This window comes from Acinetobacter sp. 40AMC3-4 (assembly GCF_049898185.1).
Classification (GTDB): domain Bacteria; phylum Pseudomonadota; class Gammaproteobacteria; order Pseudomonadales; family Moraxellaceae; genus Acinetobacter.
In genome coordinates, this window is the sequence record NZ_JAFCXG010000003.1 from 1 (window position 1) to 24,155 (window position 24,155).

Below are 24,155 nucleotides of genomic sequence, written 5' to 3' on the forward strand. Positions count from 1 at the left end.
TGATCTTCTTGCTGATTCGTCACCAGCAAGCTAGGTCGGCTATATTACTCTCTATCTCTAGAAAGTCAACCAGTAATGAAAACTATTTTTCAAACTTATCAAATAAAACCCAACTCAATCAATCTTAACTAAGTTACTGTTTTATCAGAAGTTTTAATCTTCATCACCGCCGATGGATGTGCATTCTACAGTATTCCCAACCCAATACAACCCCTATTCTTAAATAATTCAGCAAAAATATCACGACTGTTTATTTATTCTACAAAAATCGCGATTTTTTTCATTTCTTGAGCAGTAAAGGGACTGAATTGGATAAATGACTTAATCTTTTTTCAGTTTTATTCTGTTCCTGAAAGCGTAAAGGCCGGCAATCTATATATTCACAATAACCCCCTTCCCCATTTTCAGTTTCTTCATTTATTTTCACTTGATAACTAAAACTTCCTACATAGCCCGCTGCCAGGCCAAATTTAAAATCTCCACGACTTTGACCTTGTACCCAGATACAAGTACCGTCTGCATTTTCATAACACCATTCAAATTCGCGCGGCAAATACATACTTTGCCGATTGGGTGTCGTGACACACGGATAAACACGATGAACTTTAAAATAAACTTTTCGATCGAACATTTGGGTCCGCATGTTTTTTAAATCACGGAGATATATCCGCGACTGAACAATACGATTAAAACCATCCCGAATCTGCGCCAACAACAGTTGCCTCTTTTCACTGAGATTAATAATTTGATAAGTCAGGAAGGCCAAAGGTAGATAAGGAAAGTTAAAACTCCGCGCGTATTCAAAGCTTCCAAGACCATCGATCGTATATTGCTGCGCTTTATAGTTCACCGTTCCCTGACAATGACATAGCAAAGACCAGTGATCTGCCAAGGAAAACCGCATTTGGGTAAAATGAGAAATCAGTTGAGTGGTTTGAATATTTAAATCAAAACTGAGTTCCGAGTCAGAACGCTGCAAACGAAAATTTGGAAAACTTCCGCTCAATTGCTCCCGATCTAGAAACTGAAACAGACCTGATTTAAAATGACAGTCCTGCTTGACCGAGTAGTGATGTAATTGCCCCACCATATGCGGACTCGAACTGCAAATCACGGTGGCGGTATCTAAGGCTGTGGTTTCGATTGCGCTCGGGTTTGACAGCATGGGTGCATTGGGTTGCCCGATAATACTCATAAAGTTTAAATAATAGAGCGGTGCCGGAAGCCCGGGGATCATCAAACCTTGATGAATAATTTTATATTTTGAGGTAGGACCATGATAGGCGGGATAGCGCGAAACAGCAGGAGTCTGATTTAGCTGTTTCGAACGATCTAGAAAATCTTGAAGAAACCGCATCTCAGACTCCTTATATTTTTATAATGTACTCGATCTTTTTGCCATAAAGGTGGTGATAAAACCAGACAAGGCATAGAGAATAGAAATGACCAGAATGCCGACAGGAATATTATAAGTCATCGCTGCAAAGACGAATACGGCAATTGGTAGGACAAAAAATGGAACCCGTTTACGTTCTACAGTTTTAAATGAATAGTATTTGATATTGGAAATCATCAACAAGCCCACCGCAATAATGACCACTGCATTAATGACCTGAAGAGAAGGTTCACGAATATCAAAGATTTCTGGAAAATCCAGACCGACCCAGACCAATGACACAATCATGATGGCAGCCAGAGGACTTGCCACACCAATAAAATAACGTTTATCGACCACACCAATCTGTACATTGAAACGCGCCAGACGGAACGCAGCACAAGCAGTATAAACAAAGCATGCTGCCAGACCGATTCGGCCCAAATCGCTTAAGCCCCAGCTATACATTAAAATAGCGGGAGCTACACCAAAAGCCAGCATGTCAGAAAGCGAGTCAAACTGTTCACCGAACGGACTTTGTGCACCAATCGCACGTGCCACACGGCCATCCAATCCATCCAGTAATGCCGCAATAAAGATCGCATAAATCGCTTGTTGAAAATCACCATTCATACTGGCAATAATCGAATAGAAACCTGACAACAACGCTGCCGTTGTAATCAGGTTCGGCCATAGATAGATGCCTCGACGCTTAACTTTTTGCCCTTCCTGGGTATGCTCCTCTTCTTCTACCTCAAAGGTGATGCCATCAAAAGGCACTTCAGTTGAAGAGTCGCGTTCCGGTTTGCTTATATTTGTCATTCTTGTCGATCCTAGCTATGACCTGATCTTTAAAAAAATTACTCGCCCACTAACCAGCGAACTGCAGCGTGACCACCATTTTCACTCATGCGAAGATGCGGGAATAACCACTGTAGTGCTTCATCTGCATCTTCAGAGAATTTCCAAGGTGGGTTAATCACCAGCAAACCACAACCGTTCAAGCCTACTGGGGTATCATCCGGCCATACACAGACTTCACACACCAGTTGACGGCGGATACCGGTCTTGAACATTTTTTTCTCGAAGCGTTCGATCATGGCACGGTCTTTAATTGGATACCAAACGGCGAATACACCTGTCGGCCATTTCTTATACGCGGCAACCAGCAGCTCAACCAACTGCGGGAAATCTTTACGCTCCAGTTCATATGGCGGATCGATCATCACCAGACCACGTTTTTCTTTCGGTGGAATGACAGCTAACAAACCTTCGTATGCATCACGTTCATGCAAACCGGCACGCTTGTCAAAAATATTATGACGAAGTTGCTGGAATACATCACGCTGCATTTCAAAAATGGTCGCTTTATCAATCTCGCGCATACCTTCCAGGGCAAACCACGGTGAACCCGGATAAGCACCCTTACCAAAGTTTTCACGCATGTTTTCAACAATTTTCAAGTATTGTTGTACGCCTTCAGGTGCATTACGCTTGATCGAATCATCCAGCTTAATAAGACGATGAATACCGTTTAAAAACTCACCTGATTTTTGCGCTTCGGCAGTCGACAAATCATATTTACCTGCACCACCATGTGTATCTACATAGCGATAAGGTTTGTCTTTTGCATTCAGTCGAGTCAACAACTGAAGCAATAAAACGTGCTTCATGACATCGGCAAAGTTGCCTGCGTGGTAAGAGTGACGGTAATTCATGTTTCAATTATTCCTAAGATCAATTGCTATTTTAACATGAAAAACTATTTCGTTCAGAAACGATTATTGCACTAAAATAGCGGACCTTTTTTTACCACACTATCGAGAATTGAAAAAATGGAAGCAGTTATCATCCCAGGGGATTGGAATGTTGATCAAATCTTAGATGATTTAGATCAACATGGCTTTAGTATTGTTGACGATGCGTACTCTAGCGAATATCAACATGCAGTGAGTCAAGAATGCTTAAGCCACTTAAACGAATTTCGTAATGCAGCCATTCAAAATGGTGTCGTTAACAACATCCGTAGTGATCATATTCTTTGGTTACAACCTGAATTTCAAATTTCCCACCGACACATCCAAACTCTTCAACAATTTTCTCAAGTTTTAAACCGCGCGTTTTATTTAGGCATCAAAGATGTCGAAGCACATTTCGCTTGCTATCACGCGGGTGAGTTCTATACCCTGCACCGCGACAATCCTCAAGATAAAAATGGCCGGATGATTTCCAGTGTGTATTATTTACATGAACAATGGCAGAAGGACTGGGGCGGTGAACTACGCCTGCAGGACAAACATGGCCAGTGGCATATTATCCAGCCAAAACCGAACCGAATGGCGCTGTTCCAGAGCGATTTATTACATGAAGTTTTAATCTCTAAACAGCAACGCCTATCCATTACCGCCTGGCTAAGAAGTGATACCTCACTACTCTAAGACACGCTGCCGCTTTAAATTTTAATTTTTAACCTCATATAGCCATTATTGAGAAATGAGGATTGCGTTGATGCGATTAACGACCAAACAGATTATTCAACGTCTGGGTGAAACTGACCAATTGTATTTAAAAGGCAATACGCCGGAATTAACGCTTGAACGTGCTGATCTTCGTTTACAGCTGGTGACTTTAAGTGACCTGCGTCAGGAACAGCGACATTTCCTGCAAGAAGCCGTAGTGTTGCTGGAACAAGGCCGGGTAGAATTTGAAGAAATGCCGCTGCGCATGTATATCAACCTATCTTTGCATCTGGCCAAGGCTTATATGATGTTTTTTGAATTGACCAAAGAGCACCATTTCGCCCTGATTACTCAGCAAATTTTAAAGCCAATGGCCAGTTATGAACATGGGGACATTTATTTCTTTCTGGCCTATGCCAGTGCCAGTAAAAATGAGCCGGCCCTGACCCGCCACTGGTTAGGTAAATACACTACCACTGCCGAATTTGAGCTGGAATTATTACAGCAGCATCATGCATTTAATGATTATCGTCAGCACGAATGGTTTAACAAAATATTAAAAAGCAAAATGCATTAAGCCAAAGAACAAAAACGCCTCAAATGAGGCGTTTTTTAATACAAGCTATATCATCTTATTTTAAATATCAGAAAAATATAGGAAAAATGATCAAGCAGGTTGACGTCTATAAGCGTCCATGTGCAGTTGCTGATTCAGTTCATCGACCCAAATTGCCCAATCATCATCTTGTACCAAATGGCTGATTAATAAAGAACGCTGGGCTTTATTCCAGAATGGCGCATCATGCAAGGACAGCCCTGCTGGCAGTTGATGGGTGCGTACATACAATTCAATAGCCGCAGGACTATTGGCGAGACCGAGCTGAGAAAACAAGAGCTCTAAGGATGGTTGGTTCTTTGCGAGCATCGCGCCCTCCTTATATCAGATAAATTGTAATTATTTATAGATCTAACTTATAAGATAAGACAAAGAAAACCTAGTCATTTGACTAGGTTTGTTGTTTCATTTTGTACGAATGCATTTAAGTGCTCTGCTTGTCACTTTCCACATGTAAAAGCTGATTTAACTTGTCAATAATGACAATCCATTCATCATCTTGGTGCCAGTGTTCACGCAGGAAGGCACTTTGTCCCTCACTCCAGAATTCGGCATCCGGTAATGCCACTTCAGATGGCAATTGATGGGTATGGGTAAACTGAGTAATTGAGGCTTCATCAGAAGGCAAACCCAATTGTTCAAATAATAATTCTAAAGTTAACTGTTGTTCCATAAGCATAAATAGTCTCCATCGTAGCGTTAAATTATGAGAGTGTTGAGATTCGAATTCTTAGGTTGATTTATGGCTCGGTATGTCACAGGAACCTGAACCCTCTGCCTCAATATGTAATTGTTCATTTAACACATCGACAAAAATGGCCCAGTCATCATCTTTCTTCCAGTGACTGATCAGAAAGTCATGCTGTGATTTACTCCAAAAAGGAGCTTTATGCAGTGGCACATCCATACCAATTTGATGCGTGCTAATAAACTCGTCAATCGCTTCCGGACTCGAATCCAAACCCAATTGTTCAAAGAAAAGTTCGAAGGTGGCGCGTTGCTCTAACATCTGAACCTCCATCTTTTTATCTATAATCTTGTTTCTACCTTAGATGGCTCATAGCGAAAACTCAGTTGTCTCTCCTTCACAGCTTGTTATTTTTTGTTGATTAAAGTGAGTGATATAAAAAAAGCACCCCAAATGGAGTGCTTTTTTCAACTTAATCTATTCAGATCAAATTATTTAAGCATGTCAGCAATTGCTGCGCGCTCTTCTTCAAGTTCGTTCAACGTGAAGTTGATACGCTCTTGACTGAATTCGTCGATTTCTAGGCCTTGAACGATTTTGTATTCACCGTTTTCAGTTGTTACAGGGAAACCGAACATTACGCCCTCAGGAATACCGTAAGAACCGTCAGAAGGAATACCCATTGTTACCCATTCGCCGTTTGTGCCAAGAGCCCAATCGCGCATATGGTCGATTGCAGCGTTAGCAGCAGAAGCAGCAGAAGACAAACCACGTGCTTCGATGATCGCAGCACCACGTTTACCAACAGTCGGAAGGAATGTATTTGCATTCCATTCTTGGTCGTTGATCATGTCTTTAACGCTTTCGCCGTTAATTGTTGCAAAACGGTAGTCAGCATACATGGTTGGAGAGTGGTTACCCCAAACTGTAAGATTTTTGATGTCTTTAACCGCTTTACCAGTTTTAGCAGCAATTTGAGATGCAGCACGGTTGTGGTCAAGACGTAACATTGCAGTGAAGTTTTTCGCTGGGAGATCTGGAGCAGATTTCATTGCGATGTAAGCATTCGTGTTTGCAGGGTTACCAACAACTAGAACTTTAACGTCACGGCTCGCAACTTCGTTCAATGCTTGACCTTGACCAATGAAGATTTCACCGTTCACTTTAAGCAGGTCAGCACGTTCCATACCTGGACCACGTGGACGTGAACCAACTAGAAGCGCGTAGTCAGCATCTTTAAATGCAACTTTAGGATCATCAGTACCGATCATGTCTTCTAGTAATGGGAATGCACAATCTTGAAGCTCCATCATTACGCCTTTAAGCGCTTGCTGAGCTTTCTCAAAAGGAACTTCGAGCAATTGCAAAATCACTGGTTGATCTTTACCTAGCATTTCGCCGCTTGCGATACGGAATAATAGGCTGTAACCAATTTGACCTGCAGCGCCAGTAACGGCAACACGAACTGCTTGCTTCATCTAATTATCTCCAATTGAGGATATTCAATGCGATTAAATAGTTAGTATTTAATCTAATAATCGTAAACGCGAAAGATTGTACTCCAATCCTTTGCCAGATGCATATAAAAGAGGACGGATTTCACCTAAAGTCTGATAGGAAATATAAATTAAATCGGCAAAAAAGCTCAGTATGTTCCTTTTATTGTGACAGTTTTTGGGCATGTATTAATAATGTTGGCAGGACAGGATTTGTAATTGCCATTGGGGCGATAACAGACCTTGATCGAGGTAAGCACGCTAGCTGACTGAGTCTGCTGGCAGTTGAATCGCAAGGCATTGCCCGGTAATTGCGGATTAATTTTCAGGAATTTGGCTCGCAATGTATCGACAGAAATCGTGATATTTTCCTGTTCCGTTAGTTCCGCAGGCACTTTAAGACGATCTGCATAATTGATAATCGTCCGGAAATACTGACTGGCATTCATCGGCACGCAGCCACCGATATTGCGCCATAAAATTGTCCGGGTATTGTCATCCGGCATGATCCTGGCCACTACCTTGGACTGCAGTGGTGACAGTTTCGCGGAGCTATTGGTCGTACAATTTTGTGATGTAGTCTGAGGATATAAGCCGGAGATATTCAGCGAATAACCTTCCAGACATTTTCGCTTCTTGGCATATTCCGGGTACAAGCTACATAAGGCCGGGACCATTTGTACATCCATGACATAGTCTGTTGGTGCAGCAAATGCTGCCTGACTGCTGGCCAATACTACAAGCGCAACCGATCCAGCCCAGACTCGACGATCCTTCATTATTTTCATGAATAAGTCACCATTCCCCAATAATTTTAATTTTATTGTGTATTTCGTAATGGTATCAGTTGCATGCGTTTACCCACTGACTGTGCCCCCTGTCCTAACAAGATACCGTAATGCGTGGCATTGGTCATGACATGTTTCACATAATCTCGGGTTTCAAGTAAAGGAATACTTTCAGTATATTGATCTGCGGCCATTCCCTGAAATTCTGGCTGCCAGCGGCGGGCACGGTTTGGACCGGCATTATAGCCTGCTGTTGCCAGAACTGGACTATTGCTGAGCTGACGCTGAATGGTAGATAAATAGAATGTTCCGTAGCGAATATTGGTATTCATATCGGTGAGTGCTGCCGGATTATAAGCCTCACCCATTTGACGCGCCACCAACTTGGCCGTATCCGGCATAATCTGCATTAGACCACCCGCCCCGACATGTGAACGTGCGACGGTATTGAAACGACTTTCTTGACGCATCAAACCATAGGCCCAGGCCGGATCAATCCCCGCATTGCGACTATGGCTGACCACGTAATTCTGATGTGGCATTGGATAACGATAGTTATAATTATGTTTGTTCGCGGTACGGTCAGCGGCATAAATGGCCCGATCATGCCAACCCATGTCCATGGCACGCTTTGCCGCAGCCAGCAACAGGTCATCATCTTTCTTTAGATAAGCCTGACGTACTGCCCAGTTCCATTCACGGTTAATGTAGTTCTCTGGGGCGCTGATATTACGTAAAGTGAAAGCACGGCGGAAATGAATATCCTGATTCAAGCGCTGCATAGCCTGATTGGATGGCTGTGCCGGGGTTGGTGTACTCGCGGTCACCTGCCCCAGCTTGTCGCGTGCCAAAAGATTGTGATAGTCATCTCCGGTCGCCAGCTTACGATAAATACTTTCTGCTGCCTGCTTGGAAGCACGGTCAGCACGTTGTTCACTAGCACGCGCCAGCCAATATTGCCAGCGATCTTCCTGCTTTTGGTTAACACTCATGCTATCAATGGCACGAATCAGGCTTTCCCAAGCACTAAAACGGATGGCCTGACGTGCATAAATTTCGGCTTCTTCCGGGCTAAATGGCAGGCCATAGCTGGCATCTAGCGCATTCAACACTTCCCGATTGAAGTTGTTTTTCATCACTGTGGTACCACCGATATAACCGACAGCACGATATAAGGCGCGTTGTACAGATGCAGGTGTGCCTTCTGCGGTACGTTTGACAATGGATAAGGCCGAGTCCAGATCAGTATCTGCCAGACGACCCAGTGCATAGATCAGATAGGCATGTTCGGCAGCACTGCTTTTAGGTGCAGACCACAAATAACTGGTGGGATTGGCCTGAATCGAGTTCAATTGTGCCAATGACAAATTCAGGCCAATGCCTTGCGCTGTCGCAATGGCCTGACCTGACTGTCCGGCACGAAGTTGTCCCCAGAGTCGCTGCTGACGGTCTTCTGCTGTCATGAGTGGACTGGAAAGCATCATCCGGCCAAGACCGGTACAAGAATCCGGTTGGTTATTCGTCGTCAGCCAGACCTCTTTAAATTCAGCATAGACCAGTTCATCGCCAGCTTTGGCACGGACTTGTGCCACTGCACAGGCTTCGGCAGGATCAGCATTGGTCACATAAGGCAATACCGGTTGGGCAGTGCCAAAGTCTGCCATTTTTACTTTTTCTTCGACATAGTCCGCTGCCAGCTTTTCAGCCATCGCAGATTGAGGGTAACGCTGGGCAAAGCTGATAATCTGGCTAACAGGCTGCATGGCAAGATTCTGGTTTAAAATCCAGTATTCCGGATAATAGCCCAAGGCATCATTCTGCATAGACAGACGATATTGCTGTAACAGTTCAGTATTACCTGCATTGGCTGCACGCAAGGCATCATTAAATTGTTCTTCTGCTGCCTGTGTACTCGCTGAACAGATACATGCCACACTTAAAGTAATTAATTTATAGTATTTATACATAGTTTTAGTGTGTTTCAACATCCCTTTGCCTTCTATCATCGATTTTGTGCTTTGCCCATGTTGCATATCATAAGAGCTAGTTTGAAGATTATAACCCACTCTATTGTTCAGTTATGTAACCTTATGATTAAGCAATATTAATCTACAGACAATTTTTGCCCATAAATCAATATTTTTCCACAGTTAATTTGGGCTATAAGTTTAAGCGACTTTCCTGCTAAAATATGCGCCTTTCCAAGATTTCAGTCCGTGAATTGAATTTTTATTCACCTGTTTGATGCATCAATCAGGCTGTTCGTTCACTCTTTCAACGTATTACCTTGTAGGAGCCTACATGACGGTTCAAACCTTCATTCCGAATGGTGCCCCAGCTGCCTCAGAAAACACTGTTACCCAGCCAGCGCACACCCCAGTTAGCGATGCTTCAGTCAAAAAACTGTACATCGAAACACAAGGGTGTCAGATGAATGAGTACGACAGTCACCGTATGGCAGACCTGTTAGGCGATTCTCATGGCTATGTGCTGACCACCGATCCTAAAGATGCCGATATTCTACTGATGAATACCTGCTCGATCCGTGAAAAAGCCCAGGAGAAAGTATTCTCCGAGCTAGGCCGCTGGCGTAAGCTTAAAGATAAAAATCCTGATCTGATTATTGGTGTCGGTGGCTGTGTGGCATCTCAGGAAGGCGACAACATCCAGAAACGTGCCAATTATGTCGATATGATTTTTGGTCCACAAACCCTGCACCGTTTGCCGCAAATGCTGGATCAGCATTTTGAGCAGATCGAAAAGCCGAAAAAAGAAAAAATCAAACTGGTGGATATTTCCTTCCCCGATATCGAGAAATTCGACTTTCTGCCAGAACCGCGTGTTGAAGGCTATAAAGCTTTTGTCTCGATCATGGAAGGCTGTTCCAAATACTGTTCTTTCTGCGTGGTGCCGTATACGCGTGGTGAAGAAGTTTCTCGTCCACTGGATGATGTCCTGGCTGAAATTGCAGGTCTGGCAGAAAAAGGCGTGCGTGAAATTTCGCTGTTGGGTCAGAACGTAAATGGCTACCGGGGTGAAACCTTCGAAGGCAATATCTGTACTTTTGCCGATTTGCTGCGTTTGGTTGCAGACATTCCGGGTATTGGCCGTATTCGCTATACCACCTCGCATCCCCTGGAATTTAATGATGACCTGATCCAGTGCTATCGTGACCTGCCACAAATGGTTTCACATCTGCATCTGCCGGTACAAAGCGGTTCCAATGATGTGTTACAAGCGATGAAGCGTAACCACACCATTGATGTCTATATCGAAAAGATTAAAAAGTTACGTGCAGTTCGCCCTGACATGCACCTATCTTCAGATTTTATCATTGGCTTCCCGGGTGAAACAGATGAAAACTTTGAAGAGACTTATCAGTTTATTCAGGATCTGGATTTTGACCATTCTTATAGTTTTATCTATTCAAAACGCCCGGGTACGCCTGCGGCAGAACTGGAAGATACGATTTCTGAAGATGTCAAAAAAGAACGTCTGGCCAAAGTTCAGCAATGGATTAAGCGTTCAAGCATTGACAAGACGGATGCCATGCTCGGGACCATCCAGCGTGTACTGATCGAAAAAGTTTCTGATAAAGATCCGAATATTCTGGTCGGTACGGCGGACAATACCCGTTATGTCAACTTTATTGGTGACCCTGCCTGGGTAGGCCGCTTTGCCGAGATTGAAATTACCGAAATTAAAACTTTGAATTTAGTTTACGGTGAGCTCTTGAATCTTGAGCCTGACGTGGCGTAATGTAGAGCATATAACGCACACTTCATAAGGAACACTCTTGACTGCAGCGATTCGACGTACAGTAGCTTTTCCTGGAATTTCGATGGACCGTATACAAGCCATGTTAGGTGCCTATAACGGCCATTTGAAGCAAATTGAACAACGTTTAGACGTCAAAATCTCCCATCGTGGAGAAAGTTTTATTATTGATGGTGGAATCGATGCCGTTGAGAGAGCCGAAATGCTCTTGCAACGTCTTCATGAAGAATCTAAACATAGTCAGCAGATTAGTGCAGATACTTTACATCTGATGATTCAGGGCAGCCAGACTGACCGTGAACTTCAGCAAGATCTGGACGATCAGGAACATACGGGGCTGGACAATGTCTGGCTGCAAACTCGTAAGGGCCGGATCAATCCGCGTGGTGCCAACCAGAAACGTTATGTACAGCGCATTCTGCAAAGTGATATTTCTTTTGGTATTGGCCCTGCGGGTACAGGTAAAACCTACCTCGCCGTTGCGGCTGCCGTGGACATGCTGGAGCGTAATGAAATTCAGCGGATCTTGCTGGTTCGTCCTGCGGTTGAAGCCGGTGAAAAACTTGGTTTCTTGCCGGGGGATTTAACCCAGAAAATCGATCCGTACTTACGTCCCTTGTATGACGCGCTGTATGAAATGCTCGGCTTTGAAAAAGTGGCCAAACTGATCGAACGCCAGGTGATTGAAGTCGCTCCGCTTGCTTATATGCGTGGCCGTACCCTGAATCATTCTTTCGTGATTCTAGATGAAGCGCAGAACACCACCCCAGAACAGATGAAGATGTTCCTGACCCGTTTAGGTTTTGGCTCACGTGCCGTGATTACGGGCGACGTAACTCAGGTGGATTTACCGCGTGGTCAGCAATCCGGCCTGTCACATGCCTTGCGTGTGATTGATAAAATTCCTGAAATTCATATCACTCGTTTCCATTCGCGTGATGTAGTACGTCATCAACTGGTACAGAAAATTGTTGAAGCCTACGAAGGCTGGGACAGTGAACAGCAGCGTTTAAGTGCTGAAGCACGTGCCGAACGTAAAGCACGTCAGGATGCCTTGATCGCTGAAAATGATGCTGCGGCAGACGCACAGCATTAAGCTTTAAACTTAAGGATTTGTGTTGAAACTTAGTCTTTCCTTACAACAGGACTTTCAGTCACCTGAACTGGTACTGAAACGAGCCTATATTAAAAAAGTTGTAGAAACCACTTTACGTCATATCGGCACTCAAAGTGATTGCGAAATTGGAATTGCCTGTGTTGATAATGACGAAAGTCATAAACTGAATTTGGAATATCGAGGCAAAGACAAACCGACCAATGTCCTGTCTTTCCCAAGTGAACTTCCAGATGAAATGGCGCAGTTTCTGGATGCATTTCCCATTGGTGATCTGGTGATCTGTATTCCTGTAGTACTGGCGGAAGCGCTGGAACAGCAAAAAGTACCATTAACGCATTTCACCCATATGCTGGTACATGGCACTTTACACCTAATGGGCTATGACCATGAAACCTCGGATGAAGATGCTGAAGAAATGGAAGGCATTGAAATCGAGATTCTGGCCAAGCTGGGTTTTGAAAATCCTTATCTAGAACAGAACTAAAATTTGAATATTAAAAAAAGCGGGCCAAGGCTCGCTTTTTTTATTGTTTACCCTCACCCCAACCCTCTCCCATAAGGAGAGGGAGTTTTAATACCTATAGCTCAATGATAGTTCTCCCTCCCTTTGGGAGGGAGTTAGAGGGAGGGTTTACAAATGAATAAATAGTCTAACGCACTTCAAACTCCGCTTCTGCCGGGTCAAAACGCCAGGTACGAATCACTCGCAGTTCGGAAATTTCTTTCATTTTACTGTCGAAAGCACCAAATGGGGCTGCCTTACGCACGGAAGCTTTGGCTGCTTCGTCCAGCATGGCATGTCCCGAACTGTCAATCAGCCGAATGGCACGAATTCCGCCATTCTGGTTCAGGATTACCATCAGCCGCACTTCCCCTGCCAGATTCTGTTGTTTGGCGGCTTCCGGATAGTAGCGGTTACCATAAAATTCCACTTTTTCACGGAACTTTTCCAGATAAGCGGCCGAAACATCCTGCTTGGCCTGAATCCCATCTACAGTTTTAATTTTTTGCTGACGACTGAAATTTTGTTGACGCTGTAAATATTGCGCTTCCAGACTGGCGACCATGGCCGCTTTGGCCTGAAATTGGCTCTGTAATTGCTCCTGCATTTTTTTACGCTGATTTTCTTCCGCCTGCTTTTGCCAGCTCAAGGTGGTCATCAGGACTTTTTCTTCAAAACTGAGTTCCTGTTGCTGTTGCAGCATATCCAGACTTTCTTGCAGTTCTTCGCCTGCATGTTGTTCCATTAACGGCGATGGCATATCACTCGACATGCGATGAGCTTCTCTAAACTGGCCGGAACCCTGCTGATCTGTCTGGGCCAGAAAATCGGCATGTTCAATTTTTTGATCAGTCTGGCGCAAGCTGACCGCGATTTCCTTGGTACTGGTATCCCGATCTTGCGGCATACCAAATTCCAGGGTCAGCACGATCAAATGCATAATGCCTGCGGCAAGCACCGCACTGCTAAACACTGGATCTTTCCACCAAGTTCTGACCAGAGGCATGAGTATCATCGTTTTTTCACATTCGCCCAAACTCAATACTGAGTTCAGCTCCCCAAAAAAGTATTTGAAAGATTAAAAATAAACGGATTCGTCATTTATCTTTTTAAAATGCCAAATCCATCAAATCTTCAACGTTACATAACTAAAACTATAAAAATGGTGCTATTTATTTTGCTAAACTTCAAGCATGAACGCTTGTATTTTTCATACAATTCGACAAGATACATCCCGAGTCAAAAATAAAGTTGCCAGGACGCTTCAGTATGCAAACGCTAATTTCCAATATTTCCAACCGAATCCGCCAAGTGTATCAGAGGGCGGAAGGATTTATTGAAGATGAGCGTGAATTTCCCTTATCGCAAGTCTTCCTGAATGCAACCTTTCAGCGCTTTGTCACAGACAATGTCGATGCATTAAAAGACTTACATGCAGATTTACACGAAGACTGGCTGCGTTTGTATGCAACACTGGATTATAAAGGCCTGATTGTCACTTTATCGGTTGATTTGAAACTGGTACAGATGGAACTAAATAAAACCACCCAGTTGATCGTGTTCGAGCAAATTAGTGATACTCAGCTGATTGAAGCCAAATATCCAAATATGCTGTATAAACTGGGCGTGCGTTTCGGCTTGTTCTTCTATCAACGTATCTTGAATAAAGATCCTTTGGGAATGATTCTGGAAAAACTGGGCGTAATTAAAGTCATCGATGACTTGCTTTATCTAGATTTAAATCGCTGGTTAGGTAAAAGCCGATCTGTCATTGATACCTTGGGCAAAGTTCATGTGAATCACGCAGTACTTCGTGAAGCCGAACTGGTGGTGATTGGTAATGTCAATCTGGCCGCCCTGTTTAGAAAACTTTCCCAAGATCAGGAAGAGAACTGGGATGAAGACGAGATGGATGACAACCGGGTCACCCCCATCAAACAGAAAGATCCTTCTTAAATCATGTCAAACGTAGTTTTTGAACAAAAGTTCCATAAAACTACATGAAATATACATTTTTGGCAGAAATATCCCTTCAATTTCCATATTTTGCCCAAATAATAAAGGGTGCAATAAGTGATATGTTTTGCCCGTTGAACCAATATAGGAAAATAACTGATGGCGAAGACTGTATTCAAAACTTTAGTGATGACCACGGGTCTGAGCAGCGCGATACTGTTCACTGGTATTTCTAGCCAAGCTTTTGCCATGACTCCTTTCCAGGCCAGTTATCAATTTAGCTATAATGGCAAGAATATGGGTTCTGCAACGCGGACTTTAAGCAAATCAGGCAATAACTGGACTTATGTCTTTGCTGCAAAAGCCGGAGGTATTGCCTCTGCAACCGAAACCAGCCGCTTTACTTTTAATAATGGCAAGATCGGCTCAAGCAGTTTCAGTCGCAGCAGTAAAGTGCTGGTGCATAACAACACCATGAGTATTAATTTTAATCCTTCCAGCAAAAGCATCAGTACCAAGAAAGACGATGAAAAACGCTCTTTTGCCTGGAGAGCAGATGTTCTGGATGAGTTGAATGCGGAATTGCAGATCCGTGAAGACTTAAAAAATTCAGGCCTGAAAGCAAATTACTATATCGCTGATGCTAAAGAAGTTGAAGGCCGTAAGTTTATCAAACAGGGTTCAGAGACTATAAGCACCAAATACGGATCCTTTAATACCATTAAAGTGGTGATGAAACACAGCAAACCAGGTCGTGAAACCATTTTCTGGCTGGCACCAAAACTTGACTATCTTCCAGTCAAAGTTTCGCATGTCGACAAGAAAACCTCCTATGGTTTACTGTTAACTGACTATAAAGGTGCAAGCAACTAAGTTTTTGGCGAATTTCACTTGATTTTTTCCGGGTGCTTTTTACAATACGCTTTTGCTTGAAAAAGCACCTGCTCTTGAGGATTCTCCCGTGCATGCACTAGAACAGAAAATCTTGGCTGAAGGCATCGTCCTCTCTGAAGAAGTTTTGAAAGTAGACTCTTTCTTAAACCATCAGATTGATCCAGTCATGATGCAACTGATTGGTCAAGAATTTGCGCGTCTGTTTAAGGATGCTGGTATTACCAAAATTATTACGATTGAAGCATCAGGTATTGCACCTGCCGTAATGGCCGGCCTAGAGCTTGGCGTACCTGTAATCTTTGCACGTAAATACCAGTCTCTCACCCTGAAAGATGATTTATATCGTTCTAAAGTCTTTTCATTTACCAAACAGACTGAAAGCACAATCGCGATTTCAAATAAACACATCAGCTCAACCGATAAGGTTTTAGTGATCGATGATTTTCTGGCTAATGGTCAAGCGGCTTTAGGTCTTGCAGACCTGATCCACCAGGCAAATGCAGAAGTAGTCGGTATTGGCATTGTGATTGAAAAATCATTCCAGCCAGGTCGTGACTTGCTTCTTGAAAAAGGCTATCGTGTGGAATCACTGGCACGTGTGAAGTCTTTGGCAAATGGCACAGTTGAATTTGTTCGCGACTAAGCTCGCCAATGAATTTTAAAAGAGCGCTGATGCGCTCTTTTTTTATTGCGTTTTTCTGATGATATAAATTTAAAATATCCCGAACTCGACTATAGCTCAGCCTAAGTTCTTATTTATTCTTTCAGATTTGATCCTAGATAAATGGCTTACTTTTAAGCTCCAAGCTATTCAACTTCTAGAATAGAGAGTGTCAAATAATAAGTACTTTTTTATCCGATGAATAAACAACAATTTATATGGATGTTATTATAAAATAAAGAGGCCTAACTATCTGCCAATAGTTAGACCTGTGTTTCCTTCAAAAAAAGAGTTTATTTAACAGTCACAGTGATACTACCGCTATTCACAGCACCGATAGCGGTAGTTGTGATGCTATTGTTAATAGCAGTTTGAGTTCCTTCTGAAATAGCACTTACAGATGCATCAATAGCACCCGCATTATAAGCAATGTTCGCTACACTATAATTGCTTAAAGTTTCATTGATTTCCTCACTATAGTCAGTACTCAGTGTTGAACTTATAACTTCCGAGATATCTGAACTATCCGAAACCTCTGATAGCTCCTCTAGAGTTTCAGAATTATTAGTTGCACTCGTTACTGCACTGTAGTCGTAGTTACTCGTTTCATCTGATATGTCTGATACCACCTTATTGTAGCTACCCTGTTCAATGCTGATACTACCGGTATTCGCGGCACCAATCGCAGTAGTTTCAATACTACCTTCAATTGAACTAATGGCCTCTGGTGCTTCTCTTGTAGCTTCTGCAATTGCTTCTAGATCGACGCTTGCATCAACATTACCTGTATTTACTGCAAGATTCAAAGCAGAACCATTTTCAACCTGCTGAGAAATAGAATCCAGGGTAGCTATTAAACCTGTATCTACGGTGACGTCAGTAAGTGTTTCATCTCCTTGGGCGTATGCCATACCTGTACCAGACAGAAAGGCGACGGATAAAGCGATTGTTTTGATCGTGTTTTTCATCATTGTTCTTCCTACTTTTGTTTTGAAGTACCTCTCGCTAAGTACTCCTTCTTATAATGGGAGCGAGCCCATTTTTAAATATTTTTAATCACGCTGCGTGCTAGACCAGTAATTTTCGACCACCTCAGGATTGGCCTCCCATAGCGTTGTAGTTTTTTCATCTTCTTGTTCTTTATCAGCCTTTTCTTGAGTATCTTTTTCTTCATTTTTCTCATTTGAAGAAGGTTGACGCTGCTTCTTGCTGATATATTTAATCAAGTCCTGTTTACTCATTTCAGGCTCTGCTTCAGGGTTTTGAATCATCTCGGACTCTTTCTGTTTAGGCGGTTTTGTATCTTTGCTCGGGGAGTTGGTTGACTTATTTTTTTCATTGGATGAGTCTGCCTGGCTTGAGACTGACTCCTGAACAACACTGCTTGAAGCTGTACTATTTTGTTGCTGGTTTTTCTTGTATTTATGCAGAGCGACAGAACTTCGGGTTAAGTTCAATTGACCAAACTCTGGCGGTATCTGCGCACGGCAACTTTCAAATACGGCGGGTGGGACAACCTGACTCAGCAATTCAAAAGTGGCCAGATTCAACATTTGCCGCAAGGCAAAGTTAGTTGCCTCTCGTTCTCCTTTTCCAATCTGAATATTTAAGAGTGTACGACCAGCGAATCTGCCTGCACTTAAGCCATAATCCTGTGCAGCAATTTGCTTCTGCAATGAAACATTGCCCACGACTTTACTGCTGCGGGTATCAGTCAAAGATAAATCCAGACCGACCATAATCCGGGTTTGACTATAATTCGGACCGACACCAGCGATCTGCATGTCAAAACCACCACCCGGAATAAAATCCAGACTGTTAATACTGCCTGTCACATAATAATCAGAAGCCTGGATTTGTCTTGGATCACGAATGCCCCACTTGGCTTCGCTTTCGATAATCCGGGGATCACGCCGGTTCATTAAGCTTACCCCCGCCTGAAACAAGGCAGATTGCACCATATCTCCCGCACCTTGGGTCACCATTTTTCCGCTACCACCATTGGTAACTACATCCTTACCGGTTTGATCCAGAATTGCCCCCACGGAGAAACTCAAATCACTACGTAATTGTCCTTTTAGGCAGGATAAAGCCATATCAAAAGGGGTAAAAATATCGGTAATTGGGGGGCCTTGTACCAGGCTAACTGGCTTCTTGTTTGAGGGCGCTAAACCCGTGCAGCCTGTTAAAAAAGAGCTGAAAAGGACAGTGGCACTCACGAAAGATATATGTCTTTTGGTCGAGGAGAAATTCAACATTGTGATTCTCCTGGTCTGTTACTTAAATTAAGACAGCGCTGAGGATTTTGGTTGGTATTTGAATTGACTGGTGCTTCATTCAGCAATTCACTCGTAATATCAATATTGTTGTCTGCACCCTCTACATTGATATTGTTGGTCGGGGTATTTACCGTCCCGATGGAAGTGGTTGAGGTGCTATGAACGGTGGTTTTACCTAATCCGGAATAATAGTCTGACTCCTTGAGTTCGATCAGATTGGCTTGAACTAGATTCTCATTGGAACGGGCACTGGATGATTTCCAACGCTGAGTCCACTCATCAGAGGTGGCATAAGCGTTACTCAGAAAACATAAACCTAATAAACCCAGATTGATAACTAATATTCTCATAATCTTAATATCCTCTGACTTAAGATATTTATTTAATTTTTCATTTAAGTAAGATTAAATTTATCTGAAAAATATTAAATCACATAAAATTATAAAATGTAAAACTTATCCCTATTCACTTATTTTTTTTGTTTTATTTAAAAATATAAATTATTGTTTTTATTAAATTAATATATATTTGTTTATTATTTGTGATTTGTAAGAAATCATTATATAAATTTTTTTTGAATATAAAATTCATCCAAAAAACTTGATTAAGATAATATATTTTTTATATTATCAATAATCAAAAATTTATCTAATAAAGATTAGAATTATTATACTTTTTATATTTTAAAAGTCGTAAATTTTTATTTTATTAGAACTTCTATTTAATAAGGATAAATGTCACGATTTATTTAAAATATAATTAATCAATTACAATGAAGGTGACTTATAAAGAAACGCCAATATTCAGATGTATTTTGGCTGAAAACTTGAATAGACCTGATAAGAACTCGTTTACATATTTTTCGACTTCCCTTCCTTTTTCATTTCGAATCCAGAAATGGCCTACCTAAGATCGCAATATTTAGACTGATGAGAGAAGAACATTTCTGATGATCTTGAGATTTGCCATTTCCTCAATGACAGGTTAAGAATTGCGTTAATCAACCAAGAAGGCATATATTTACAGCTGAAATACAATGTTTTAGCGTGAACTCAACTAGAATCAAGTGAGTATGCAATGTTTCTGATTTGCGAATTCAAAACTTATCTAGTGTGTTGTTGTATGTTATGAATACGTGCTGATCAGGGCACACATCCTATTCCCGACAAACCTAAAACAAGCACATCTCAATCCTTGATGGAACAATCTATGCAATGTCCTAAATGTGGCTCAGCTGATATCGAACAGCGCGATCATGAACAGAATTTAAAGAAAATTGGCGGCATTCTCATGAGTTCAGCGGGTGCAACTGCAGGGACTGTGGGTGGCGCTGCTTCAGGTGCATCGATTGGCGCTGCAATTGGTACAGTAGCCGGACCTTTAGGTGTGATTGTCGGCGGAACCGTAGGCACTTTTGTCGGTGCAATCAGTGTCGGGATTACCGGCGGTGTGGTCGGTAATTTTCTGGGGAAAAAAGCCGGGGTTTCTGTCGACCGTAATCTGTTTCAGGATTATCAATGTCTGAAATGCAAATACAGATTTAGTCAAAAAGATCAAAAAGATCAAAAAGATCAAAAAGATCAAAAAGATCAAAAAGATCAAAAAGATCAAAAAGATCAAAAAGATCAAAAAGATCAAAAAGAAGCCTAATAAAATTCAGGAAATGAAGTTCATTCTTCATTTCCTGTGAGTGCTTGTCAGACTCGATTGAGTTTCAGTATCACTTCACCTAAACGCTTGCCTTGTACTTCACACAGAATTTTTTCATCCTGACTCAGGCCCTGATCATGCCGTGGGCCGCTGACATGACTAGCGCCATAAGGCGTACCACCAGTTTTGGTATTCGAGAGTGCCGGTGTTGCGTTACTAAGCCCCATGATCATCATGCCATGATGGAACAACGGCGGCAGCATGGTCAGCAAAGTACTTTCCTGTCCGCCATGCATGGAACCTGATGCCGTAAACACGCAAGCCGGTTTACCGTGTAGCGCTCCATTCAGCCACAGACTCGTGGTCTGATCCCAAAAATATTTCATTTCAGAGGCCATATTGCCAAAACGGGTCGGTGAACCAAGCGCCAGGCCGGCACATTGCGCCAGATCGTCCAGAGTACAGTAAATATCCCCTTCCGCCGGAATACTCGGTTCAGCGACTTTTACCATGCTGGATATATTTGGAACTGTCCTGATTTTTACTGCCACGCCTGCCGCTTCAATTCCATTGGCAATCAGATGCGCCATTTCTTTGGTTGAGCCATATTTGCTGTAATATAAAACAAGGACATAAGGTTGCATCATGGTTCTTATTCATTACTTAAAAAAATAAAACTATACGATACTTTGCAAGTTTTTTGGTTAAGCTGATGGTGAAAATTCATGATGATTAAAAAAATTGAGATTGGATGCAGATGATTGTTAAGTATTTAAAGAAATTACCTTTCTATGAAAAACACTGGTTTCAATTTGTTTTATTTGTACTTCGACGCTTTGAAGCAGACCGCTGTCGCGAACAGGCAGGTTCCCTGACCTACACTACCCTGTTTGCGGTGGTGCCGATGCTGACGGTTTTTCTGGTAATTATCTCTTCCATTAAAGCGCTGGAACCTGCGCGGCAGCAATTGCAACAACTGATCTATAGTAATTTTTTACCCAAAACTACAATTGCCTTTGATAAGGCCCTGAATGCCTTTACCGATAAATCCAGCAATCTCACCATCATTGGTATTCTGTTCTTGTTTGTGACGACAGTATTGATGCTCAGCAGTATCGAAACGGTGTTTAACCGCATTTGGCGCGTGACTGAAACGCGGGGCGGAATTATGGGCTTTATGCGTTACTGGACCATCATTTCGCTCGGGCCGATTTTACTCGGCAGTGCATTTGTGATTTCTTCGACCGTGGCATCCATGAGCATTCTCAGCAATAACTTTGCCGGTTATGAGCTTGATGGCGCTTTTGTCCTATGGGCGATTTCCTTTTCTTTGACTGTACTCGGATTTTTCATTTTGAACTGGACCATCCCGAATCGCAGTGTACCGCTTAAATCTGCCTTTATTGCCGGTCTATTTAGTGCCGTGGTGTTTGAGCTGCTGAAAAATCTGTTTGGCTATATCATGTCAAACTTTACCAGCTATGAGATCGTCTATGGTGCCTTCGCCGCCGTGCCGATTTTCCTGCTCTGGATTTATCTGTCGTGGATTATTGTGTTATTGGGGGTTGAAATCAGCTATGCCCTGACGGCGTTTGAATCTGGGCAGGACAATAAACGCCATCCCATCGTCATGCTGCTGGATCTGTTAGAATTATTTTATAAAAAGCAAAAAACCGGTGAAAGCATCAGTGAAGCACAAGCGCTTGAAGTGCTGGGCCGGGATGAAATTGGACGCTGGCCGAGCTATGTCGCCATGTTTGAAAAGCAGAATTTGATCAAACGTACCGATGAAAATGAATATGTGCTGGTTCGTGATCTGGATCAGGTCAGCTTCTGGAATTTTTATCTGCAATTACCCTATCCACTGCCACGCAAAAACCATCTCACCAATGCCCAGACTGATGACATCTGGATGCAAAATTTCTCACCTAGATTACAGGAAACCGATCAATATCTGGAAGAAAAACTCAATTTTCCATTGTCCGAACTGTTCCGACATAAATAAAAAAATCCTCTCGCTTGAGAGGATTTTTTTAACTGATAGCGGTAGATTTCCAGCAGACTATAGCGCCTGCAGTCACCAAACCCGTCCCGATCCAAAAACTGAGTTCGGGTCTGACATCCAGAATCAGCATTGACATGACCGAAGAAAGAATCGGCATAAAATAGGTGGCTAAAATCAGCACCTTGATATTGCCGAACTGCATACTCTGATTCCAGTTACTATAGGCGATGCCAATCAGACTACCCACCACTGCAATTCCCAACCATAGCTTGAATGTGGGCATGATAAAAGGTTCGTTTAATCCTAAATGTAAGAACCATAAGCTAATTACAGCGACCAAAAAGAAAATCGGTACACCATTTTGTCCGCGGCCATAGGTCCTAGTTAGAACGCAGTAGCAAGGCCACAACAAAGCGCCGAGAAAGGCAAAGCCATAGGCCCAAGGATTTTCAGCTAAAGCCTGCATAAACTTCGGCAGATTAGTGATTTCTGGATTGACCACCAGCATCAGTCCCATCACAGCGAGCAGAAAGCCTGGAATCACCCAGAGGCGGGCCTGCAACTGTCGGGCAAAAATCGAAAAAACAATCATCAAGGGTGGCCACAGATAATTGATCATGGCAATCAGCATCACCTGTTCACGATTATCCGACCATGCCACAGCAACCAGAAATAGAATCTCATAAGCCACAAATAAAGCGCCACAACCGAGCAGATAACGCTTGGACATTTGCATGATTTTTGGAAAGCCGGTGAACGCAAAAATCGCCAGACTGCTAAAACTATAAATTAAAGCAATCCCCTGCACTGCACTGGTGGATTCAGTAATCAGTTTCACTACGGCGACCAGACTGGCGCAGATCAGAATAGAAGACAGACCAATCCAGGTCGCTAAATTTACAGACCAGATTTTCATGCTTGCTCTTGAATGCTTTTATTGATATTCGGTTTTTTCAGCCATCCCTGCAAACTCACTAGAATCACACCCAGCATGACCATACAGGTGCCGATAATAAAATTGATTTCGATATGTTCATCCAGAATCAGTATGCCGAACAGCATGCCGAATACAGGGGTCAAAAAGGAAAATACCCCTAGACGCGATGCCAGATAATGCTTCAGCATCCAGAACCAGATCAGATAACTGGCAAAGGAAATCAGCACGGTATGAAAAACCAGACTGGAAATAGACAACACCGTCCATTGAATGGCTGCTTGTCCAGTCAGAACAGCCAGAGGCAATAACAGCATTCCACCTATCAATAATTGATAGAACAAAGTCTGGGTTGCAGGTGCTTCAGCCAGCCGGCTCAGACGTACACTGACTGTGGTGGCTGCCCAGAATACGCCGCCAAGCAAAGCCAGAAAATCTCCCCACAAGGCATCAGTTTGTAAAGTTGATTCTGTCTGTGGACGTAACAGAAAGCTGACTACAATTCCGCTAAAGGCAAGAAATATTCCGCCCCATTGCACAGAAGACAAACGCTCTGCCGGCAATTTCCAGTGTAAACCCAAAGCCACAAAAATCGGCGCGGTATAAAGTAAAACAATCGTATGCGAGGCTGAGGTATAACGCAGTGCCTCACCAATCAGATAGAATTCGGTTGCAAACAACACACCGACTAGTAATCCTGCAGGTAAATAGCGTGCATTCCAGAGTTGACGGCGCACGCTCTGCTGAATCAGGGGATAAACCATCAGCGCAGACAAGGCTGAACGCAAGGCAATTTGCATCAGGGCTGAAATATCATTCGCGGCCCACTTCAGTACCACCTGTTGTAAACCCCACAACATACACAATACAAACATGATGGCAGATGCTTTGGCATCTAATGCCTGACGCTGGCTCACATACGGTCCTGTTGCTCATTTGGAAGGTACACTATAAAAGT

Annotated in this window: 26 protein-coding genes; 10 read left to right on the top strand and 16 right to left on the bottom strand. The window is 42.9% G+C overall.

The genetic code is table 11. The annotated features are described in order from the left end of the window. Window positions 1-280: 280 nt before the first annotated feature. Genes ACP7BU_RS04790 through ACP7BU_RS04800 form a run of 3 tightly spaced genes read right to left on the bottom strand, consistent with a single transcriptional unit; the run spans window position 281 to window position 3,093 of the window. Complete coding sequence (locus tag ACP7BU_RS04790; RefSeq protein WP_425879532.1) at window positions 281-1,357, bottom strand: DUF6670 family protein; 1,077 nt, start codon at window positions 1,355-1,357, stop codon at window positions 281-283. An 18-nt stretch (window positions 1,358-1,375) separates the two neighbouring features. Continuing rightward, window positions 1,376-2,197 (bottom strand): CDP-diacylglycerol--serine O-phosphatidyltransferase, encoded by an 822-nt coding sequence (gene pssA / locus ACP7BU_RS04795; RefSeq protein WP_004732196.1) that lies wholly within the window; start codon window positions 2,195-2,197, stop codon window positions 1,376-1,378. A gap of 38 nt (window positions 2,198-2,235) precedes the next feature. After that, complete coding sequence (locus ACP7BU_RS04800; RefSeq protein WP_004281423.1) at window positions 2,236-3,093, bottom strand: 23S rRNA (adenine(2030)-N(6))-methyltransferase RlmJ; 858 nt, start codon at window positions 3,091-3,093, stop codon at window positions 2,236-2,238. A 117-nt stretch (window positions 3,094-3,210) separates the two neighbouring features. Here ACP7BU_RS04800 and ACP7BU_RS04805 point away from each other — a divergent pair, with 117 nt between their 5' ends. After that, complete coding sequence (locus ACP7BU_RS04805; protein ID WP_425879529.1) at window positions 3,211-3,813, top strand: 2OG-Fe(II) oxygenase; 603 nt, start codon at window positions 3,211-3,213, stop codon at window positions 3,811-3,813. Between the two features lie 70 nt (window positions 3,814-3,883). Further along, window positions 3,884-4,411, top strand: coding sequence for a hypothetical protein (locus tag ACP7BU_RS04810; RefSeq protein WP_425879527.1), 528 nt, complete (start codon window positions 3,884-3,886; stop codon window positions 4,409-4,411). Window positions 4,412-4,501: 90 nt separating this feature from the next. Here the strand turns inward: ACP7BU_RS04810 and ACP7BU_RS04815 are convergent, their stop codons facing one another. From ACP7BU_RS04815 to ACP7BU_RS04840, 6 genes are all read right to left on the bottom strand, one after another. Beyond that, window positions 4,502-4,759, bottom strand: a complete 258-nt coding sequence (locus ACP7BU_RS04815) for a DUF2789 family protein (RefSeq protein ID WP_004645106.1) — start codon at window positions 4,757-4,759, stop codon at window positions 4,502-4,504. Between the two features lie 115 nt (window positions 4,760-4,874). Next, window positions 4,875-5,129, bottom strand: a complete 255-nt coding sequence (locus tag ACP7BU_RS04820) for a DUF2789 family protein (protein ID WP_425879525.1) — start codon at window positions 5,127-5,129, stop codon at window positions 4,875-4,877. A 51-nt stretch (window positions 5,130-5,180) separates the two neighbouring features. After that, a complete protein-coding gene (locus tag ACP7BU_RS04825; RefSeq protein ID WP_004645104.1) occupies window positions 5,181-5,459 on the bottom strand; it encodes a DUF2789 family protein in 279 nt (92 codons plus the stop codon). Between the two features lie 170 nt (window positions 5,460-5,629). After that, a complete protein-coding gene (locus ACP7BU_RS04830) occupies window positions 5,630-6,616 on the bottom strand; it encodes a malate dehydrogenase (protein WP_004645103.1) in 987 nt (328 codons plus the stop codon). A gap of 167 nt (window positions 6,617-6,783) precedes the next feature. Continuing rightward, window positions 6,784-7,422, bottom strand: a complete 639-nt coding sequence (locus tag ACP7BU_RS04835) for a ribonuclease T2 family protein (protein WP_373683237.1) — start codon at window positions 7,420-7,422, stop codon at window positions 6,784-6,786. 32 nt (window positions 7,423-7,454) lie between these two features. Then, window positions 7,455-9,389, bottom strand: a complete 1,935-nt coding sequence (locus tag ACP7BU_RS04840; protein WP_425879553.1) for a transglycosylase SLT domain-containing protein — start codon at window positions 9,387-9,389, stop codon at window positions 7,455-7,457. Window positions 9,390-9,723: 334 nt separating this feature from the next. Here ACP7BU_RS04840 and miaB point away from each other — a divergent pair, with 334 nt between their 5' ends. Genes miaB through ybeY form a run of 3 tightly spaced genes read left to right on the top strand, consistent with a single transcriptional unit; the run spans window position 9,724 to window position 12,800 of the window. Further along, window positions 9,724-11,181, top strand: coding sequence for a tRNA (N6-isopentenyl adenosine(37)-C2)-methylthiotransferase MiaB (gene miaB, locus ACP7BU_RS04845; protein ID WP_071850832.1), 1,458 nt, complete (start codon window positions 9,724-9,726; stop codon window positions 11,179-11,181). Between the two features lie 37 nt (window positions 11,182-11,218). Continuing rightward, window positions 11,219-12,295, top strand: a complete 1,077-nt coding sequence (locus ACP7BU_RS04850) for a PhoH family protein (protein WP_425879522.1) — start codon at window positions 11,219-11,221, stop codon at window positions 12,293-12,295. Window positions 12,296-12,317: 22 nt separating this feature from the next. Continuing rightward, complete coding sequence (gene ybeY / locus ACP7BU_RS04855; RefSeq protein WP_071850834.1) at window positions 12,318-12,800, top strand: rRNA maturation RNase YbeY; 483 nt, start codon at window positions 12,318-12,320, stop codon at window positions 12,798-12,800. Between the two features lie 166 nt (window positions 12,801-12,966). Here ybeY and ACP7BU_RS04860 read toward each other — a convergent pair whose 3' ends face one another. Then, window positions 12,967-13,824 (bottom strand): energy transducer TonB, encoded by an 858-nt coding sequence (locus ACP7BU_RS04860; protein ID WP_425879520.1) that lies wholly within the window; start codon window positions 13,822-13,824, stop codon window positions 12,967-12,969. Window positions 13,825-14,087: 263 nt separating this feature from the next. On the opposite strand from ACP7BU_RS04860, the gene ACP7BU_RS04865 reads away from it, so the two are divergent. From ACP7BU_RS04865 to ACP7BU_RS04875, 3 genes are all read left to right on the top strand, one after another. Beyond that, on the top strand, window positions 14,088-14,774 hold the full coding sequence (locus ACP7BU_RS04865; protein WP_005263717.1) for a hypothetical protein: 687 nt from the start codon (window positions 14,088-14,090) through the stop codon (window positions 14,772-14,774). Between the two features lie 159 nt (window positions 14,775-14,933). Continuing rightward, the gene (locus ACP7BU_RS04870; RefSeq protein ID WP_253102442.1) at window positions 14,934-15,647 is read left to right on the top strand and encodes a DUF3108 domain-containing protein; all 714 of its coding nucleotides are present in this window, start codon (window positions 14,934-14,936) and stop codon (window positions 15,645-15,647) included. 88 nt (window positions 15,648-15,735) lie between these two features. Continuing rightward, the gene (locus ACP7BU_RS04875; RefSeq protein WP_005094083.1) at window positions 15,736-16,311 is read left to right on the top strand and encodes a xanthine phosphoribosyltransferase; all 576 of its coding nucleotides are present in this window, start codon (window positions 15,736-15,738) and stop codon (window positions 16,309-16,311) included. A 311-nt stretch (window positions 16,312-16,622) separates the two neighbouring features. On the opposite strand, the gene ACP7BU_RS04880 is transcribed toward ACP7BU_RS04875, so the two are convergent. The 3 genes from ACP7BU_RS04880 to ACP7BU_RS04890 form a co-directional block, all read right to left on the bottom strand. Then, window positions 16,623-17,297, bottom strand: a complete 675-nt coding sequence (locus ACP7BU_RS04880; protein WP_425879551.1) for a hypothetical protein — start codon at window positions 17,295-17,297, stop codon at window positions 16,623-16,625. A gap of 84 nt (window positions 17,298-17,381) precedes the next feature. Continuing rightward, on the bottom strand, window positions 17,382-18,587 hold the full coding sequence (locus tag ACP7BU_RS04885) for a CsgG/HfaB family protein (RefSeq protein WP_425879517.1): 1,206 nt from the start codon (window positions 18,585-18,587) through the stop codon (window positions 17,382-17,384). Next, window positions 18,581-18,958 carry a hypothetical protein gene (locus tag ACP7BU_RS04890; RefSeq protein WP_314107482.1) on the bottom strand — a complete coding sequence of 126 codons (378 nt, stop codon included), beginning with the start codon at window positions 18,956-18,958 and terminating at the stop codon, window positions 18,581-18,583. Before ACP7BU_RS04890 ends, ACP7BU_RS04885 begins: the two co-directional genes overlap by 7 nt. Before the next feature lie 847 nt (window positions 18,959-19,805). On the opposite strand from ACP7BU_RS04890, the gene ACP7BU_RS04895 reads away from it, so the two are divergent. Continuing rightward, on the top strand, window positions 19,806-20,258 hold the full coding sequence (locus ACP7BU_RS04895) for a hypothetical protein (RefSeq protein WP_171488360.1): 453 nt from the start codon (window positions 19,806-19,808) through the stop codon (window positions 20,256-20,258). Window positions 20,259-20,305: 47 nt separating this feature from the next. Here ACP7BU_RS04895 and wrbA read toward each other — a convergent pair whose 3' ends face one another. Continuing rightward, window positions 20,306-20,902, bottom strand: a complete 597-nt coding sequence (gene wrbA, locus ACP7BU_RS04900) for an NAD(P)H:quinone oxidoreductase (protein ID WP_425879548.1) — start codon at window positions 20,900-20,902, stop codon at window positions 20,306-20,308. A 113-nt stretch (window positions 20,903-21,015) separates the two neighbouring features. On the opposite strand from wrbA, the gene ACP7BU_RS04905 reads away from it, so the two are divergent. Continuing rightward, a complete protein-coding gene (locus ACP7BU_RS04905) occupies window positions 21,016-22,263 on the top strand; it encodes a YihY family inner membrane protein (RefSeq protein ID WP_004645086.1) in 1,248 nt (415 codons plus the stop codon). Between the two features lie 28 nt (window positions 22,264-22,291). On the opposite strand, the gene yddG is transcribed toward ACP7BU_RS04905, so the two are convergent. Together yddG and ACP7BU_RS04915 are read right to left on the bottom strand one after the other, a co-directional pair. Then, window positions 22,292-23,179, bottom strand: a complete 888-nt coding sequence (yddG, locus tag ACP7BU_RS04910; protein ID WP_425879515.1) for an aromatic amino acid DMT transporter YddG — start codon at window positions 23,177-23,179, stop codon at window positions 22,292-22,294. Then, window positions 23,176-24,114: a DMT family transporter gene (locus ACP7BU_RS04915; protein ID WP_425879513.1), complete on the bottom strand. Its 939-nt coding sequence runs from the start codon at window positions 24,112-24,114 to the stop codon at window positions 23,176-23,178. The genes yddG and ACP7BU_RS04915 overlap by 4 nt, the downstream gene beginning before the upstream one ends. Between the last annotated feature and the right edge of the window lie 41 nt (window positions 24,115-24,155).

Coding starts and splice junctions, on each gene's coding strand:
- pssA (WP_004732196.1), bottom strand. CDS start 2,197: ATGACAAATATAAGCAAACCGGAACGCGACTCTTCAACTGAAGTGCCT.
- ACP7BU_RS04835 (WP_373683237.1), bottom strand. CDS start 7,422: ATGAAAATAATGAAGGATCGTCGAGTCTGGGCTGGATCGGTTGCGCTT.
- ACP7BU_RS04805 (WP_425879529.1), top strand. CDS start 3,211: ATGGAAGCAGTTATCATCCCAGGGGATTGGAATGTTGATCAAATCTTA.
- ACP7BU_RS04830 (WP_004645103.1), bottom strand. CDS start 6,616: ATGAAGCAAGCAGTTCGTGTTGCCGTTACTGGCGCTGCAGGTCAAATT.
- ACP7BU_RS04810 (WP_425879527.1), top strand. CDS start 3,884: ATGCGATTAACGACCAAACAGATTATTCAACGTCTGGGTGAAACTGAC.
- ACP7BU_RS04895 (WP_171488360.1), top strand. CDS start 19,806: ATGGAACAATCTATGCAATGTCCTAAATGTGGCTCAGCTGATATCGAA.
- ACP7BU_RS04890 (WP_314107482.1), bottom strand. CDS start 18,958: ATGAGAATATTAGTTATCAATCTGGGTTTATTAGGTTTATGTTTTCTG.
- ACP7BU_RS04790 (WP_425879532.1), bottom strand. CDS start 1,357: ATGCGGTTTCTTCAAGATTTTCTAGATCGTTCGAAACAGCTAAATCAG.
- ACP7BU_RS04840 (WP_425879553.1), bottom strand. CDS start 9,389: ATGTATAAATACTATAAATTAATTACTTTAAGTGTGGCATGTATCTGT.
- ACP7BU_RS04800 (WP_004281423.1), bottom strand. CDS start 3,093: ATGAATTACCGTCACTCTTACCACGCAGGCAACTTTGCCGATGTCATG.
- ACP7BU_RS04870 (WP_253102442.1), top strand. CDS start 14,934: ATGGCGAAGACTGTATTCAAAACTTTAGTGATGACCACGGGTCTGAGC.
- miaB (WP_071850832.1), top strand. CDS start 9,724: ATGACGGTTCAAACCTTCATTCCGAATGGTGCCCCAGCTGCCTCAGAA.
- ACP7BU_RS04880 (WP_425879551.1), bottom strand. CDS start 17,297: ATGAAAAACACGATCAAAACAATCGCTTTATCCGTCGCCTTTCTGTCT.
- ACP7BU_RS04905 (WP_004645086.1), top strand. CDS start 21,016: ATGATTGTTAAGTATTTAAAGAAATTACCTTTCTATGAAAAACACTGG.
- yddG (WP_425879515.1), bottom strand. CDS start 23,179: ATGAAAATCTGGTCTGTAAATTTAGCGACCTGGATTGGTCTGTCTTCT.
- ACP7BU_RS04860 (WP_425879520.1), bottom strand. CDS start 13,824: ATGCCTCTGGTCAGAACTTGGTGGAAAGATCCAGTGTTTAGCAGTGCG.
- ACP7BU_RS04815 (WP_004645106.1), bottom strand. CDS start 4,759: ATGCTCGCAAAGAACCAACCATCCTTAGAGCTCTTGTTTTCTCAGCTC.
- ACP7BU_RS04825 (WP_004645104.1), bottom strand. CDS start 5,459: ATGTTAGAGCAACGCGCCACCTTCGAACTTTTCTTTGAACAATTGGGT.
- ACP7BU_RS04820 (WP_425879525.1), bottom strand. CDS start 5,129: ATGCTTATGGAACAACAGTTAACTTTAGAATTATTATTTGAACAATTG.
- ACP7BU_RS04885 (WP_425879517.1), bottom strand. CDS start 18,587: ATGTTGAATTTCTCCTCGACCAAAAGACATATATCTTTCGTGAGTGCC.
- wrbA (WP_425879548.1), bottom strand. CDS start 20,902: ATGCAACCTTATGTCCTTGTTTTATATTACAGCAAATATGGCTCAACC.
- ACP7BU_RS04865 (WP_005263717.1), top strand. CDS start 14,088: ATGCAAACGCTAATTTCCAATATTTCCAACCGAATCCGCCAAGTGTAT.